Annotated in this window: 13 protein-coding genes; 10 read left to right on the forward strand and 3 right to left on the reverse strand. The window is 47.3% G+C overall.

Annotated elements, in window-relative coordinates:
• The first annotated feature begins 285 nt into the window (after positions 1 to 285).
• Together V6669_RS05435 and V6669_RS05440 are read left to right on the forward strand one after the other, a co-directional pair.
• Positions 286 to 1,974: a methyl-accepting chemotaxis protein gene (locus V6669_RS05435; protein WP_338591495.1), complete on the forward strand. Its 1,689-nt coding sequence runs from the start codon at positions 286 to 288 to the stop codon at positions 1,972 to 1,974.
• Between the two features lie 35 nt (positions 1,975 to 2,009).
• Entirely contained in the window at positions 2,010 to 2,654 is a 645-nt protein-coding gene (locus tag V6669_RS05440) for a Vat family streptogramin A O-acetyltransferase (RefSeq protein WP_338591497.1), read from the forward strand.
• 332 nt (positions 2,655 to 2,986) lie between these two features.
• On the opposite strand, the gene V6669_RS05445 is transcribed toward V6669_RS05440, so the two are convergent.
• Together V6669_RS05445 and V6669_RS05450 are read right to left on the reverse strand one after the other, a co-directional pair.
• Positions 2,987 to 3,259, reverse strand: a complete 273-nt coding sequence (locus V6669_RS05445) for an HU family DNA-binding protein (protein ID WP_124117202.1) — start codon at positions 3,257 to 3,259, stop codon at positions 2,987 to 2,989.
• Between the two features lie 98 nt (positions 3,260 to 3,357).
• Positions 3,358 to 3,558 carry a cold-shock protein gene (locus tag V6669_RS05450; RefSeq protein ID WP_017690333.1) on the reverse strand — a complete coding sequence of 67 codons (201 nt, stop codon included), beginning with the start codon at positions 3,556 to 3,558 and terminating at the stop codon, positions 3,358 to 3,360.
• 168 nt (positions 3,559 to 3,726) lie between these two features.
• On the opposite strand from V6669_RS05450, the gene V6669_RS05455 reads away from it, so the two are divergent.
• The 7 genes from V6669_RS05455 to mglC all read left to right on the forward strand — a co-directional run bounded on the left by V6669_RS05455 (position 3,727) and on the right by mglC (position 13,521).
• Complete coding sequence (locus tag V6669_RS05455; RefSeq protein WP_338591505.1) at positions 3,727 to 4,629, forward strand: tyrosine-type recombinase/integrase; 903 nt, start codon at positions 3,727 to 3,729, stop codon at positions 4,627 to 4,629.
• Between the two features lie 340 nt (positions 4,630 to 4,969).
• Entirely contained in the window at positions 4,970 to 6,703 is a 1,734-nt protein-coding gene (locus tag V6669_RS05460) for a response regulator (protein WP_338591507.1), read from the forward strand.
• A 26-nt stretch (positions 6,704 to 6,729) separates the two neighbouring features.
• A complete protein-coding gene (locus tag V6669_RS05465; RefSeq protein WP_338591509.1) occupies positions 6,730 to 8,517 on the forward strand; it encodes a sensor histidine kinase in 1,788 nt (595 codons plus the stop codon).
• Entirely contained in the window at positions 8,504 to 9,682 is a 1,179-nt protein-coding gene (locus V6669_RS05470) for a substrate-binding domain-containing protein (protein WP_338591511.1), read from the forward strand. The genes V6669_RS05465 and V6669_RS05470 overlap by 14 nt, the downstream gene beginning before the upstream one ends.
• A 162-nt stretch (positions 9,683 to 9,844) precedes the next feature.
• Positions 9,845 to 10,906, forward strand: coding sequence for a galactose ABC transporter substrate-binding protein (locus V6669_RS05475; RefSeq protein WP_036672480.1), 1,062 nt, complete (start codon positions 9,845 to 9,847; stop codon positions 10,904 to 10,906).
• A gap of 74 nt (positions 10,907 to 10,980) precedes the next feature.
• Positions 10,981 to 12,486, forward strand: coding sequence for a sugar ABC transporter ATP-binding protein (locus V6669_RS05480; RefSeq protein WP_338591515.1), 1,506 nt, complete (start codon positions 10,981 to 10,983; stop codon positions 12,484 to 12,486).
• Positions 12,487 to 12,501: 15 nt separating this feature from the next.
• Positions 12,502 to 13,521, forward strand: a complete 1,020-nt coding sequence (mglC, locus tag V6669_RS05485; RefSeq protein ID WP_017690326.1) for a galactose/methyl galactoside ABC transporter permease MglC — start codon at positions 12,502 to 12,504, stop codon at positions 13,519 to 13,521.
• A 241-nt stretch (positions 13,522 to 13,762) separates the two neighbouring features.
• Here mglC and V6669_RS05490 read toward each other — a convergent pair whose 3' ends face one another.
• Positions 13,763 to 14,098, reverse strand: a complete 336-nt coding sequence (locus V6669_RS05490) for a hypothetical protein (protein WP_338591518.1) — start codon at positions 14,096 to 14,098, stop codon at positions 13,763 to 13,765.
• A gap of 259 nt (positions 14,099 to 14,357) precedes the next feature.
• Here V6669_RS05490 and V6669_RS05495 point away from each other — a divergent pair, with 259 nt between their 5' ends.
• Positions 14,358 to 15,929 carry an ATP-binding protein gene (locus tag V6669_RS05495; RefSeq protein WP_338591521.1) on the forward strand — a complete coding sequence of 524 codons (1,572 nt, stop codon included), beginning with the start codon at positions 14,358 to 14,360 and terminating at the stop codon, positions 15,927 to 15,929.
• Positions 15,930 to 16,242 lie beyond the last annotated feature (313 nt).

Below are 16,242 nucleotides of genomic sequence, written 5' to 3' on the forward strand. Positions count from 1 at the left end.
TAAATGAGCGGAAATATTTTTAGTACTACCTTCTATATGAATTTAGACATATCCAATTTCTCTTTCTAGATTGTTTAAATTACCAGACAGCAGATCATTCTCACATAATTACGGAGAAAGAGGAAAAACTTTGATTTTTAATTTCAATTACTGTGATAAATGTCACTGAAATATTATAAATATTGCGAACACTCCTACCGATAAGACTATAGTGATATTCGAAACGGAATCGAAATTGGCTTGAATATCCCCACAATTACATAGGGAAAAGGGTGGCTCACACACATGCGAAGCATGAGCATCGGTACCAAAATCAGTTTGATCGTTATCAGTATATTTATCGTCTTCTCATCAGCCGTGGCGGTAAGTGTAATCCTGGAGATGAGGCAGGGGATCACGACGTTTGCTACAGAGAAGGCAAAGCGAGATTTGGAGATGGCCAATAGTATCATTACATATAAGCATCCAGGAGATTGGGCCATTAAGGACGGACAATTATTCAAAGGGGATACCGCATTGGAAGGCAACTTTGAACTTGTGGATGAGATTGGAGAAGCATCCGGGGACACGGTAACGATCTTCCGAGGTGACGAACGTGTTGCTACGAATGTTATGGTGGACGGGGAGCGCGCTGTCGGCACGAAGGTATCTGACGAGGTCGCCCAGACCGTTTTGCAGCAAGGAGAAAAATACTTTGGTGAAGCCGTGGTTGTGGGTCAGAAATATAAGACGGCCTATGAACCAATCAAAAACGCATCCGGAGAGATTATCGGAATTTTCTATGTTGGTGCTTCTCAATCGTTAATTGATGTGATTATCTCCTCGTTCCTCAAGACGTTCCTGATCGTATTCCTGCTTGCGATGTTAGTCGCAATTACCCTGATCCTGCTGTACGTTCGCAGGGTGAGAGCAAGAATCGAACGGGTCTCTGTGGCGATTAAACGTGCGGGGACGGGCGATTTTACACAGCCTGTTGTGGACAACGTCCAAGACGAGATTGGTATGCTGGGTACGGGATACAATGAGATGAGAAGTAATCTGCAGGTCATCATTCAGGGTGGACTTCAGGCTGCAGAGAAAGCAGAGCATTCGACCGGGCTGCTACTGAAGATTGCGGATCAAACGGCCAAAGAATCATCGCAAATAGCATCCTCCGTTGAACAAGTCGCACAAGGAGCCGAGAGTCAGACAATTAGTACGGAAGAAAATCTGCAGGCCATGGAAGAAGTGGCGATAGGCGTACAACGTATGGCGGACAAGGCCTCCAGCATCTCGGACGCTGCTTTGTATTCACGCAAACAGGCAGAAACCGGAGGTGAAACGGTGCAACTTACCGTTCAGCAGATGTCTACGATTGAATCTTCCGTTACCACAACGGATGAAGTCATTCGTATGCTGGAAGGGAAGTCGGCACAGATTAGCCAGATGGTTTCCGCCATTCATGAGATTGCAAATCAAACGAATCTGCTCGCCCTCAATGCATCCATTGAAGCGGCAAGAGCAGGGGAACATGGCAGAGGATTTGCCGTCGTATCTACCGAGGTTCGTAAACTGGCTGAACAAGCCGGAGACTCTTCAGATCGTATTGAAGAACTGGTCGAAGCCATGGAACAAGATATGCAGCAATCGCTATCGGCCATGTCGAGAGTGAAGGACGAAGTACAGGAAGGACTGCGCTTGACCCGGGAAACGGAGCAAAACTTCAGCCTGATCCGGGATACAAACCTACGTATTGCTACAGAGATTGAGGACATGGCTGCGACAAGTGAAGAGATGTCCGCAGGCGTGGAGCAGATTGTAGCTTCTGTGCATGAGATCGCTCGCCATGCGCAAACGGCTAGTACCAATTCACAACAGGCTGCCGATTCTGTCCATGAACAGCTCAAGTCGGTAGAGCAGATCAAGGCATCTGCGGCTATTTTGTCTGATGTGTCGACAGAGCTGCAGACCTCACTTAGTCCGTTTAAGATTTAAGATCTGTTACAATAGGGAAAAGGAGGGACTACAATATGGCCCCTGATAAAACAAAACTTTTCCCGAATGAGAATATCCGTACGGTATGTTACATTCAAAACCTGCCGCCGCGTTCCAACGTGGACATCGGTGATTATACGTATTATAGTGATAACACAAATCCGCCAGAGCAATTCTATGACCGGATACAGCATCATTATGACTTTATTGGTGATTGCCTGGTCATTGGCAAGTTCTGTGCAATTGCGGAAGGTGTGACATTCATTATGAATGGTGCGAATCATCGGATGGAGGGGATGACCACGTATCCATTCAATATTTTTGGTGGAGGATGGGAGCGTGTGACACCTACACTGGAACAACTTCCATATAAGGGTGACACGGTACTGGGGAACGATGTATGGCTTGGACAACATGTGACGATCATGCCTGGTATTAAGATTGGAGACGGGGCAATCGTTGCCTCCGATTCAACCGTTGTTAAGGACATTGAACCCTATACGATTGTTGGTGGTAATCCAGCCAAAACTGTTAAAAAGCGTTTTGACGAAGAGACGATTGCACTGCTGCTGGAATTGAAGTGGTGGGATCAGGATGAGGAATGGCTGGATACGCATTTGGAACGCCTTGTCTCTACATATGATCTACAGATCGTGCGCGAACTTCTGAACAGCAAATAGGATGGTTGTGTATAAAAGACAAAAAAGCTGGTACCTGACGGAGCCGGCTTCCAAGCAAATCAGGCCCTGGACCGTTTTTAGCGGATCAGGGCCTCTTGTTGTCCAAGATGAAATGTTAATTTAGCGGGTGGGTGGTCGTAGGTTGCAATCAGACTGTACTGATGGGGGCTTTAAATGAGTATGAGCTTCTGCATGATCCGAGTTTGTCTGTTTGCCTGAATAAAAGTTAATGATATCATCAACGGTAGTAAACACGACATTTAAATCCATATTATCATTGTGTGTTTGAATAAAAACCTCTTTTCAATGGGTTGTTACGTTTGTTACGTGGTTTAGTTTAAAGCTTCTTTCATGCTTAAGCCTGCTGTGAATACAGGAACTTTACCTGCAGGTAGTTGAATTTCTTTGCCTGTTCTCCGACTTCTTCCCGTTCTTGCCTCACGCTTTTGTACTTCGAATTTCCCAAATCCAACCACTTGAACTTCTTTACCTTCTTTGAGAGCTTCGAGAATCGAATCCAGTACAACGGTTACAGCTTTTTCAGCATTCTTCTTGGAGAAACCGCCAGCCTTAGCTACTTCTGTGATCAATTGTTCTTTATCCATGGGGAATACCTCGCTTTCATTCTTGGGATGTGAAACTTTGCTGTGACACCTATGAGTAAATAAAAAGCTGCCTTATTAATAAGGCAGCTTTCATATAATTAAAGTTTAGTAACGTTCTCAGCTTGTGGTCCACGGTTACCTTGAGTTACTTCAAATTGAACGCGTTGACCTTCGTCCAAAGATTTGTAACCTTCACCTTGAATTGCACTGAAATGAACGAATACGTCTGTTCCTTCTTCAGTTTCGATAAAGCCGAATCCTTTATCCGCGTTGAACCATTTCACTGTACCTGTTTGCATGTGATTCCTCCAAAAAATAAGTTTTTAGCCGATCATTATGACGAGTATAATTTAAAATTGACACTCACCTGGTGCATTTAAACCACGAACTTGATGTCCGCTAATGTATCGATTAATATTATAATACCATGTCCGCTAATATAAGTCAAGATTTGGAGGTATTTTCTAATGAATCAGTCATCAGGCATATCGGTGCAGCGGGAACCGACGATAGAAGAATTCATTCATATGCTTACCAATGAGGATGGATTGCATCCCAAAACCGTGAAGGAATATGCAAGTGATCTGAAGCACTTTATCGAATGGTACAAGGAAAGCACCATGCTTAGCGAAGAAATGACATTGCGAATCGAAGACGTAGATACATCCACTTTAGTCAACTATCGCGAAGATGCACACAAAGTTATGTTATTGAAGCCAGCCACCATTAACCGGAGGTTGATTACGCTGAAGCGTTTTTTCAAATGGGCTGTCTTGGAATCCAGGCTCAGTCATGACCCTTCCAAACCATTAAAATTCATTCCGGAAGACAAAGTCAGTCCACGCCGAATGACATCTGAAGAAGAGCAGGCATTCCTCGCGGCAGTGGAGAACGGTAACTCCCTTCGTGATCAGACCATCTTGACCCTTATGTTTCACACAGGCTTGCGAACGATGGAGGTATGCAACCTCAAGCCTCATGATATCGAACTAGGTAGACGAAGCGGTCACCTGACAGTTAGAGCCGATAAACGCAACGTGCAACGTATGATCCCTTTGAATATGCAGTGTGTTGTCATGTTGAATCAGTATTTATCTGATCTTGATACCGATCCTGCTTACCTTTTCCCTTCAGAGAAGACAAACGATCGTTTAACGGAGAGAGCATTGCGCCACCTGATTAAAAAAGTAATGATAGCAGCAGGGCTGGAAGGACTGAGTTCACACGACCTGCGTCATCGTTTTGGCTACGCCATGGCTGAGCATACGGCACTGCACCGCTTGGCCGAGATAATGGGACACACCAACCCAGATACAACAATGATTTATTTTAAAGCATTAAGTTCGAATTTTCGTAGAGAACAAGAATGATGACTCTGAATTATAGTCAGAATCAAAACACCTCTTATTAGAAGTACTTCGAAATTTCCCGTGTTTGTATTACTTTAACCTACGCTTAGCATTCATATACTATCCTACCCATTTCACTTAGGCAGTGCCCGACAGGGTTGCCTTACCTCTATTAAAGAAAGCGATTACATATCCCTGATAATATTGTATATTATGATGGCAACCTTGGAACAGCTCAACATGATCCCTTTGCATTTTTGCTTCAATTCGGTGGGCAATAAGAAATCAAATGATTCACAATGCTACATATATTATTCGTTGCTAGGGCATAAGGCTCGTCATAAAAGGGAGGAATCCAAACGTGTACCGGGTACTGCTGGTGGATGATGAAGAAGATGTGCGTGAAGGACTTGTTGTAGAGGTCGATTGGGAAGCGCTCGATCTGCGGATTGTCGGTTTGGCTGAGAATGGGCGGGAAGCATTGGAGATGGCGGAGCGGGTAGAGCCGGATATTGTGGTGACGGATATCAGCATGCCATTCATGAATGGTCTGGAACTCGCGCAAAGATTGAGGAAGCGTAATCCACTCGTGAAGGTGGTCATTTTGACTGGATATGATGAATTTGATTATGCGAGGCAAGCCATCTCGTTAAGTGTGGATGAATATCTGCTGAAGCCGTTCTCGGCAGGACACCTCACCGAATTGCTCACAAGACTGCGCGCCCAGATGGCGGCTGAAGTAGCCGAGCGTGAAGATGTACAGCAACTGCGTGAGCACTATCATACCAGCTTGCCCTTACTGCAGGCAGATCTGATGGCGACCTTGCTCCATCGGCAGAAATCTTCGACATATATTCAGAGTAAAGCCAAACAATGCGGATTGGATCTGACAGGAGAACGTTATGGTGTGTCTGTATTGACACTGCATATGGAAGGAGATGTGCAGCAGGAGAAACCTGAGGGAGTATTCAACGAGCTATCACAGCGACATAATCAAACTACATCTGAGGTAGCGGATCAGTCTGAGATATTCGTTCCCGGAGTCTCCTTGCGTCAATCTGAGGATGCCGAACTGAAACGCTTTGCTGCACTTAACATTGCGGCAGAAGTCTGGGCGGAGCATGGGGCTGGTCATGCCTTTATGCATCAGGAGACGATTGTCCTGCTCTATGTGGATCGTTCGGGCGGTACAGATGGAGCAAAGCGGCAACAGAAGGCATTGGAAAATGTGATGCGCAGCATCAACCACTACTTACGTATCCCGGCTACGGTGGGATCTGGTCAGATTGTGGATACCCTTGCGGATGTGAATCAGGCCTATGAAGATGCCCTGCTGGCATTGGATTATCGGCTTGTGCCCGGGACGGATTCAATCATATACATCGCGGACGTGGAGCGACAGACAGCGGGCAAACTGCGCTTCGACGAGTTGAAGCAGCAGACGCTGACACGTTGTCTGAAGGCTGGTACGCAGGCAGAGCTGGAGGAAGCACTTGCGATCATTTTCCGGGAAATTACCGTGGAGCACGGGCGAAGTGATATTCAGCTTTATTTAATTGAAGTATTAACAACGGTATGGAAGGCAGCACAGGCATCAGGGGAAGAAATGGAAGACATCTTTGGTGCAGGGTTCCAGTTGTATGCGGATTTGTTCCGATTGCCGGGTCTTACTGAGGCACAGAAGAAGGTACGGGAGGTCTGTCTACTCGTACAACATCGCATTGCCAGCGGTCGCCAGCATGTATACAAGGATATTGTTGAGCAGGCATTAGTCTTCACCAAAGAGCATTATGCCGACCCGGACCTGTCCATTCAGAAGGTGTGCGGACATCTGCATATCAGCTCCGGTTATTTTTGTGGCATTTTCAAAAAAGAAGTGCAACTTACCTTCCTGCAGTACCTGATGCAGATTCGAATGGAGGCAGCGCGTGAACTGCTTCGCTCGACAGAGCTGAAGTCATTTGAGATTGCGGAGCAGGTTGGCTTTGCTGAACCCAATTACTTCAGTTTTTGTTTCAAAAAACATATTGGCGTCTCGCCCAAAGAATATCGTAAACAGGCTTCTCAGACGGCAAGTGAAGGTTCGATCCGATGAAGTTCTTTTCGAGATGGGTGAAGTCCATGGGACCTCAATTACGCTCCCGGCTGCGTTCGTCCAGAGTCAGCAGTATCCGGTTTATTATTACGTGGTCCTTTTCCGTTTTCATCGTCTTGGTGCTGACCATCATGGCGATGCTTCTGCATGACAAGTTCACGCAGGCTGCCGAGCGAAGTGCGGAACTCACGACGAGACAGATTGTGGATCAGGTCAGTTATAACCTGGAGGATTACGTCCGCAGCATGTCTCATCTGTACCGTGCCATTGAGGAACACATGCTGCGTGACGGGACATGGGAAGGGGAACTGGTGGACAAACAGCTCGACACACTGCTCAGCAGTCGTGAAGATATCATCTCTATTACTCTGCTTGATTCCACGGGGAAATTGCTTAAGAACCGACCTACAGCCGAATTAAAACCGAGTGCCCATGTGACACAGCAAGGGTGGTTTCAGTCTGCGCTTCGTGTGCCGGATCACCTGAGTTTCTCGTTACCTCATATTCAGAACATGTACACAGGCCCATATAAATGGGTCGTTTCCATGAGCAAAGGCATAACGATACGGCAAAATGGTCAGGATCGGCAGGTTATCCTGCTGGTCGATATCAATTTCAAACAGATGGATGAACTGAGCCGTCGGGTCAGTCTGGGGCAAAGAGGATACGTGTATATCATCGATGAGAGTGCAGGCAATATCGTGTACCATCCGCAGCAGCAATTGATGTATATGGGACTCAAAAGCGAGAATATCGAACAGGCTTTAGTGGCTTCCGGCAGTTACGAAGATGAAGCAGATGGACAGAAAAGGCTGAATACCGTGAAGTCCGTTGCCAATATCGGGTGGAAAATCGTCGGTGTTGCCTATCTGGATGAGATTATGACAACGCGTCAGGAAGTGAACGGATATCTCATTCGTGTATTGGTCGTTGTACTGGTGCTGGTCATTCTTGTCTCGCTGTTCTTATCCTCCAGTCTGACTCGTCCGATTCGGCGAATGGAACGTAAGATGAAGGCCGTGGAGCGCGGGGATTTTAACGTGGAGTTGCCTACTACTGGGCCGCTGGAAGTGGAACGTTTATCCCGTCGCTTCAACCTGATGGTCAATAAAATCCGAACCCTGATGGATGAGATCATCCACGAACAGGAACAGAAGCGGCGTCTGGAACTGGAAGCCTTGCAGGCCCAGATTAATCCGCATTTTCTATACAATACGCTGAATTCCGTGGTTCGCATGGTAGGCATGAGCCGTAATGAGGAAGTGATCACGATGATCACGTCTCTTTCGCGCCTGTTCCGCATCAGTCTCAGTCAAGGTAAAACGATTATCACGATCAGGGAAGAGCTGGAGCATGCGCAGCATTATTTGACGATTCAGCAGATGAGGTTCAAGCGCAAATTCAACTTTACGATTAAGGCCGATGATACGCTCCTGGAATGCCTTACATTAAAGCTGGTGCTACAACCCCTGATTGAGAACGCCATTGTTCATGGCATTGAGTACCACATGGACGAAGGACGTATTGAGATCGATGTTTATCGTGAGGACAACAAGCTGGTGTTTCGCATTACAGATAATGGGGTCGGCATGACGGAAGAACAGATGTCGGGATTACTAAGTGGTCGTCCTGTGGTCAAAAGCGGTGCAGGCTCCGGCGTAGCGGTGCGCAACGTCCATGACCGAATCCGGCTCTATTATGGGGAGGGATTCGGACTTGAATTTGCAAGTGAGCTGGAAGAAGGCACCACCGTCTGGATTCGGATCCCCATTCAATCGCAGCAGAAGGAGGGCGAGCCTAATGGCAGACAATAAGGAGAATAGGAGCGATATCCACAGCCACAGAGTTGTATGGTCATACATTCGTACGTTTTGGAAAAAGGTTGCTGCGAGCTTCCCTGGAATCCGGAAACGTCGGTTAGTAACCCTGACAGTTGCAAACTGCTGTCTGCTCATATGCTGCGCCTGTGGCTTATCGAATCCCGATGCTACGGCAGTAACGCCACGTATCGCGCTGATTACGCCAGCTGGAACAGGGGAACTTGCAGAAGCCATCCGGCTTGGTGCCGAAGCGGCTGCCAAAGAGAGTGGAGCGGAACTGATGACCGTGGAGGCATACCCTTACGAGGGTCATATGTACACACCTGCCATTCCGGACTCCGTGGGTAGTCAGTTACAGGTTAAGCAGGCCAAAGCGGGACGTGGAACGTTGTCTCGCAGTGTGCGGGAGCAGGCTCAGGTGGAAGCCGCGGCATTGGCTCTGAAGCAGGGAGCATCAGCTCTATTAGTCGATCCTTTGAGCGAGAAGGCGCTTAGCGACATTGTTCAGGAGGCGCAGGCAATGAATTCAGATGGAGCCATCATTCCGGTCATTGTGCTTAACGATGAATTTCCTGTGAAAGGCATTACCAGCATCATCTCCATGGATAACATTGAGGCCGGGAGACAGGCGGGTCAGGCCATGGCGGAGCTCCTGGAAGGGAAAGGGCATGTAGCCCTATTGGGTCCAGACCCCGTTAATTCTGGTCTGATTCAGAGAGAGCAGGGGGTTATGGAAGCCTTGGAACAGTATCCTGATATTCAAGTGGAACCCAAATCGATATGTAATACACGGGATGGTTGTTGGCAGACTGCAAAGCAATTACTGGACCAGCAGGAGGTGGATGGCTTCATTACTCTTCAGGAACCTGCTTCTCTTGGAGCAGCAGATGAACTGAATCGACGCAAATCTACGGACAAGGTGAGGATTGTTGGATTCGGCAGTGAACAACAGCAACTGGAGCAATTGCAAGAAGGGGTCTTTGATCATCTCATCGTCCAGAATGGATACAGTGCAGGTTATCTGGGATTGAATCAAGCCGTTGCGCGGCTGAACAATCAACAGGTGCAAGCGAGAGTGTTGCTTGAGACCAAGCTGGTTAGTACCGACAATATGTTCTGGATGGATAACCAGAAGCTGTTGTTTCCTTTTGTACAATGAATGAATGTTGGAACGAATGCTGAATGAAGAAATTAAAGTGTTTGTTAACTTGAGGAAGATTTCGATAGAACAGGTGAAGATATTGTATTCGAATTTGATGTAAACCCTTTCATAATAAAGACATCGGTAAAGCCGAATGAACTTGGGGGAGGTCATTAGGATATGAAGAAAACATGGATGACACTGTTAATTACGGCATGTATGGTTGTGGCGGCGGGTTGTAGCAGTGGCGGAGACAGTGCAGGTGGAAGTACGGGAACAGATACAGGAGGCCAGACAGCAGCCGGTACGGAAACGCCCAAGATTGGTGTTGCCATCTACAAATTCGATGATACATTCATGACGGGTGTACGTAATGCGATGACCGCAGCAGCGGAAGGTATTGCGACCCTGGATATCGTGGATAGCCAGAATGCACAGCCGACCCAGAATGAGAAAGTTGATCTGTTTGTGTCCAAGAAATACAATGCAATGGCCGTGAATCCGGTGGATCGGACGGCGGCAGGGGTCATCATCGACAAGGCCAAGGCAGCGAACATTCCAGTGGTATTCCTCAACCGTGAGCCAGTGGCGGAAGATATGAACAAATGGGATAAGGTGTACTACGTAGGAGCAAAAGCGGAGGAGTCCGGTACAATCTCCGGTCAGTTGATTGTGGATTACTGGAAAGCACATCCGGAAGCGGACAAAAACGGCGATGGCAAGCTGCAATACGTCATGCTGAAAGGGGAACCCGGTCACCAGGATGCAGAGCTTCGGACCAAATATTCGGTTCAGGCGATCCAGGATGCCGGTATCGAAGTGGAAGCGCTGGCGGAAGACACGGCGATGTGGGATCGGGTGAAGGGGCAGGAGAAAATGCAGGCGTTCCTGGCTTCCCATGGCGACAAGATTGAAGCTGTTCTCGCAAACAATGATGACATGGCCTTGGGGGCCATTGAGGCATTGAAAGCAGCCGGATACTTTAAGGATGGCAAATCCATGCCGGTTGTAGGTGTGGATGCAACAGCTCCAGCCATTCAGGCTCTACAGGATGGCACGATGCTGGGCACGGTGCTTAATGATGCCAAGAATCAGGGTGCAGCCACGGTGGCACTGGCTTCCGTACTTGCCAAAGGTGAGACACCAACGAAGGAAAATACCAAATACGACATTACAGATGGTAAATACGTCTGGATTGCATACAAAAAGATTACAAAAGACAACATTGCCGACGCCCAATAACAGCACGAGACAGGGACGTCCGACATTCGGGTAGCGTCCCTTTTTTGCCGGTCATATGGAAGGGAGGAACCAAGATGGAGTCACCTTACCTGCTGGAGATGAATGGAGTTTCCAAAGCATTTCCGGGTGTGCAGGCACTAAGTCAGGTCACATTGAAAGTGAAGCCGGGGACGGTTCACGCCTTGATGGGAGAGAATGGAGCGGGCAAATCCACACTTATGAAATGTCTGTTCGGGATGTATCACCCGGATGAAGGAACGATACGCATCGAAGGAAAGGATGTGGATATTCCGAATTCCAAAGCGGCACTTCAGCAAGGGATATCCATGATTCATCAGGAGCTGAATCCGGTCCCGCATCGTCCGGTGATGGAGAATATCTGGCTGGGTCGTTTTCCGATGAGGGGAATACTGGTGGACGAGAAACGAATGTATACCGATACGCTGGCTCTGTTCAAGGACTTGAACCTGGATATTGATCCGAAGGCTCAGGCAGGAACATTGTCTGTCTCCAAGATTCAATCCATGGAAATCGCCAAGGCGGTCTCGTTCAATTCCAAAGTCATCGTCATGGATGAGCCAACATCTTCCCTGACAGGCAAGGAAGTGGACCAGCTCTTCGCCATTATTAATGAACTGCGCAGTCGCGGTGTATCCATAATCTACATTTCCCACAAGATGGAGGAGATCCTGACGATCTCGGATGAAGTGACCATCATGCGTGATGGCTTTGTTGTCGGGACATGGGATGCTGCTGATCTAACGACAGATCTGATCATTACGCGTATGGTTGGCCGTGATCTGGACGAACGTTTCCCGGAACGGACGAACGTACCCGGTGAAGTGATATTAAAAGCCGAGGGTCTGACATCAAACCAGTCCAAATCGTTTTGTGATGTATCCTTTGAGCTGCGAAAAGGTGAAGTGCTCGGCATTGGCGGCTTGGTTGGAGCACAGCGGACAGAACTGATTGAGTCCTTGTTTGGACTGCGCGGACTCGCTTCAGGTACCATTTCGATTCATGGGCGCAAGGTGAAGATTAACTCCCCCGCAGCAGCGAAGCGTCATAACATTGCGTTGCTCACGGAAGAACGAAGGGTTACAGGGATATTCCCTGTATTGTCAGTGTATGAGAACACGATCATTGCCAGTCTGGGGCGCTATCGAAATCGCGTGGGCTTGCTGGACGAGAAGAAGGGCCGGGAAGAGGCACGGGAACAGACGCAGAAGTTCAGAACCAAAACGCCTTCAGTTAACACGCTGATTCGCAACCTGTCTGGCGGTAATCAACAGAAGGTTCTGCTGGCCCGCTGGTTGCTGACCGACCCGGAGATTCTGCTGCTGGATGAACCGACACGTGGAATCGATGTAGGGGCCAAGTTCGAGATTTACACCATTATTACGGAACTGGCTCGTCAGGGCAAAAGCATTATCATGATTAGCTCGGAGATGCCCGAACTGCTGGGGATGTCGGATCGCATTATGGTGATGAGCGAAGGGCGTCTCACCGGAATCGTGGACGGAGCAGATGCAACAGAGCAGGATATTATGAGGCTGGCCGCGCAGCAGCGGATGGCTTAGTCAGGAGGGAAACAGATGAACACACAGATGATCAATCAAGTGAAACAATATGTAACACAGCGCGCCATCTTTATCGTACTGATCCTGCTCATTATTGGTATTGCGATTGCCGATCCGAATTTTCTGGCCTTCTCCACACTGCGGGACATCTTACAGCAGTCCTCCACACGGGCCATTATTGCGCTTGGTGCAGCCTTTATCCTTGTCACGGGCGGGGTGGATCTGTCCGCTGGACGAGTGGTTGGTCTGACGGCTGTTGTATCAGCATCGATGCTGCAAATTGACGAGTATGCCAACCGCTTCTTCCCCGATCTGCCCCACTTATGGGTGGGTCTGCCGATCCTTGTCGGGATTACCGCGGGTCTGTTTGTGGGATTGGTAAATGGACTCATTGTCGCCAAATTACATGTGCCTCCTTTTATCGCAACGCTGGGTACAATGGTTGCCGTGTACGGACTGAACTCCATTTATTTTGATACGGAACCTAATCAGTCACAGCCGATCGGAGGATTGAGACCCGATTTTACCGTTATTGGCTCTGGATACATTGATCTGGGCGGGGGTTATTCTATCCCGTATATTGTCCTGATTGCTATTGCGGTGGCATTAATCTGCTGGGTGATCTTTAACAAAACACGTCTCGGCAAAAACATGTATGCGATCGGTGGCAACATTCAGGCAGCGCATGTATCCGGGATTCATGTAGCTCGCAACCTGGTTGCCCTGTATGCCATTGCGGGTGCATTGTATGGTCTGGGTGGTGTGCTTGAGGCAGCACGTACAGGTGGAGCAACAAATAATTACGGTAATATGTATGAGCTGGATGCGATTGCCGCATGTGTGGTAGGCGGCGTATCAACGGCAGGAGGTATTGGAACGGTACCCGGGGTTATGGCGGGTGTGCTGATCTTCGGGGTCATTAACTATGGTCTGACGTTTATCGGTGTAAGTCCATACTGGCAGTTGATTATCAAAGGGTTGATCATTGTTGCTGCGGTGGCTTTTGATATCCGTAAGTATATGGCGAAGAAATAAGATCAACGTGAAAGGTTACACCGTTGTACTCCGAGTGCAGTACCATCTTCCGATCGCCCTTATCCCCTGATTTTCTTGATTCCCTATATTAATAGGGGAAAATCCGGTGATAAATGCGAACGCTATCGCTTCTTCAGATTGGTTCTGCACTCTACGTTATGGTGTGAAAATTCCATTCATCTTATATGGAAAAAGCAGCAAAGAAGCCAGCCCTCGGGATATAGAGAGCTGGCTTTAAGCGTTATGCATTTACAAACCAATCTACAACAGTAATTATAGGGCCAATAATACAAAATACTAGCATAAATGCGGCCACATTACGGGCAACACTTGTGCCAAAATGCGCACGATATTTTTTGGCAATCAAGAAGGTCGGAATCCAGAAGAGGGCTGCTACTACAAAAGGAATGTGAAGTCCTTGAGTTCCGTTGCTATAGATAGGCATGTTTATTAAGTTGAACAGGTAATGGCTGATCATAAAATTTGCTTTGCCCCATGGAAAGTTAAAGGCGAGACCCATCAATAGTACGAGTAGAGAAAGCGTTCCAAGGCCCAGTGGTTTTCGTTGTGTTGTCATGTGATATCCTCCATAACTAAGTATTTATCCTAAATTAATCCATTAATGTATTGTACCACAATAATGATCTATGCGAAGAGGAATTGCTTCACTTTTGTTGATTACAATTACATCATATGTCCTATTGCCTTCATAATTTATACATTCGTGCGAATTTGACGAGCCTCCACTAATCGACAACATCAGCTAATCATAATCGCTATAATACATGTACATAAGTTGTTTGATGTGAGTTTTATGTCAAAGGGGGCGAGGCTGTTTGCTTAGTTACACGATGAAAATGGTGATATTCCCGCTAGGTTGTCTGCTTGTCATTCTGTCCTCTTATGTTCTCAGGCTTACCCCTCATATGGCAATAATGTCGCTTTCAGCGACATTATTGGTAGCAAGTATTTATGGGGAGAGACGATATCCTGTGCTGCGGAAGTTTCAGTGGATTTTTCTCGGGATATTCCATTATTACAGTCAATTGAACTGGTGTAACATGCTGTATTATATGCTCATTATTTCAATGATCCAGGACAAACCACGGTTGGCGCAGACCTTGCCGATTTCATTGCTGCTTATGCTGCAATATACGGTGATTCGGCTTTCGTATGTGCCTGTAGATACATATGCTTTGCTGGTTTCATTATTTGACCTGTTAACCTCGGTTGTTATCATTTTTTTGTATCATACCTTAATCAACAGTGAGGTCGAGAAGCGCAGGCTTCGGGAAAAAAATCGGTTCCTGACCCTTCATGATCCGCTTACCGGACTGTTGAATTACGAAGGTTACATGGAGGTGCTGCATAAGACAGTAGAAGAGCGTCGGTCTTTTCTGCTTATTCTTTTGAACGTTAATAACTTTAGCGGTTTTAAAAAAGATTCAGAAGATCCTTGGTGTACGGTAATTACTGGTACAGGCGAGATGATCAGCAATCATTTCACCGAGGCCTATGGCGTATCCCGGTATGCAGGAGACCGATTTGCGGTCGTTTTGCCGGAGATACAGGATGTGGAAGAACGAATGTCGTCACTGCTATCCGTGCAGCTTCAAGGACTCCAGGTAAGCTACAGCATCTCTCTGTACCCGGAAATGTCAGATTCGTTGCAGCACTTTATGACGGTAGCCGAGGATAGGCTGCTTCAACAACAGCGCAGCAAATGGCTGAAAAATGAAGAAGAAGTATTTCGTTCCGAAAGACTAAGGGCCGTGGGTGAACTGGCCGCGGGTATGGCTCACGAAATTCGGAACCCACTTACGGCAATTCGAGGATTCCTGCAGCTGTCACGTGGACAAGCGTTTAATATCGCGCCATGGTATGAAGTGATCATGGGTGAGGTGACGAGAGTAACCGATCTGACGGCTGAATTTTTGCAGTTTTCCAAACCACATGCCAATCACATGAAGCCGGAACAATTGGGGCACTGCCTTGAACGAGTAATGTCTTTGACCGAGTCAGATGCGGCATCCCGAGGGCATCGAATAACGCTTGAAATGACTAATGAGCCAGTTGTGATCATCATGGATCGAGATAAAATTGTGCAGGTATTGATCAATCTGATTCGTAATGCTTTTGAAGCAATGACAGACCCTGGTGAGGTTCATATGGATTTGTTGCAGGACGGAGACGCAGTACTCATTTCAATTACAGATACAGGAAGCGGCATTCCGGAAAATTCGCTATCCACAATCTTTAATCCCTTTTATACAACCAAAGAAGAAGGTACGGGACTTGGACTTGCACTCTGCCAGAAAATCGTTCAGGATCACAATGGTAAAATTACCGTCCATAGCGAAATGGGGATTGGTTCGACCTTCACGCTTCATCTGCCAATGGAGACGTAAATCGTATAACTGACCCAGAGATAGCAATTAAATAGTCATTAGACAAAAACATAAAAACGCTGCATGGGTCCTGAAGAACCCCATGCGGCGTTTATTATTTCGATTGACTAATGTGTGGAGTCCACATCGGTTCAGATCAGACTATATTGGGTTGAACTAATCATTTACACGTAACGGAGAGGACAGAAAAAACCTGAAAAAGCGGAGCGTTCGCCTTTATCCCCGGATTTTCCCCTTGTGAAAAGGGAATCGATAAAATCTGGGGATAACAGCGATTGGAAGGTTATTCTGTCATCGTAGTGTCTGTGTAAAC

It is taken from the genome of Paenibacillus sp. Y5S-9, from assembly GCF_036894235.1.
In the GTDB taxonomy this organism is placed as follows: Bacteria; Bacillota; Bacilli; order Paenibacillales; family Paenibacillaceae; genus Paenibacillus.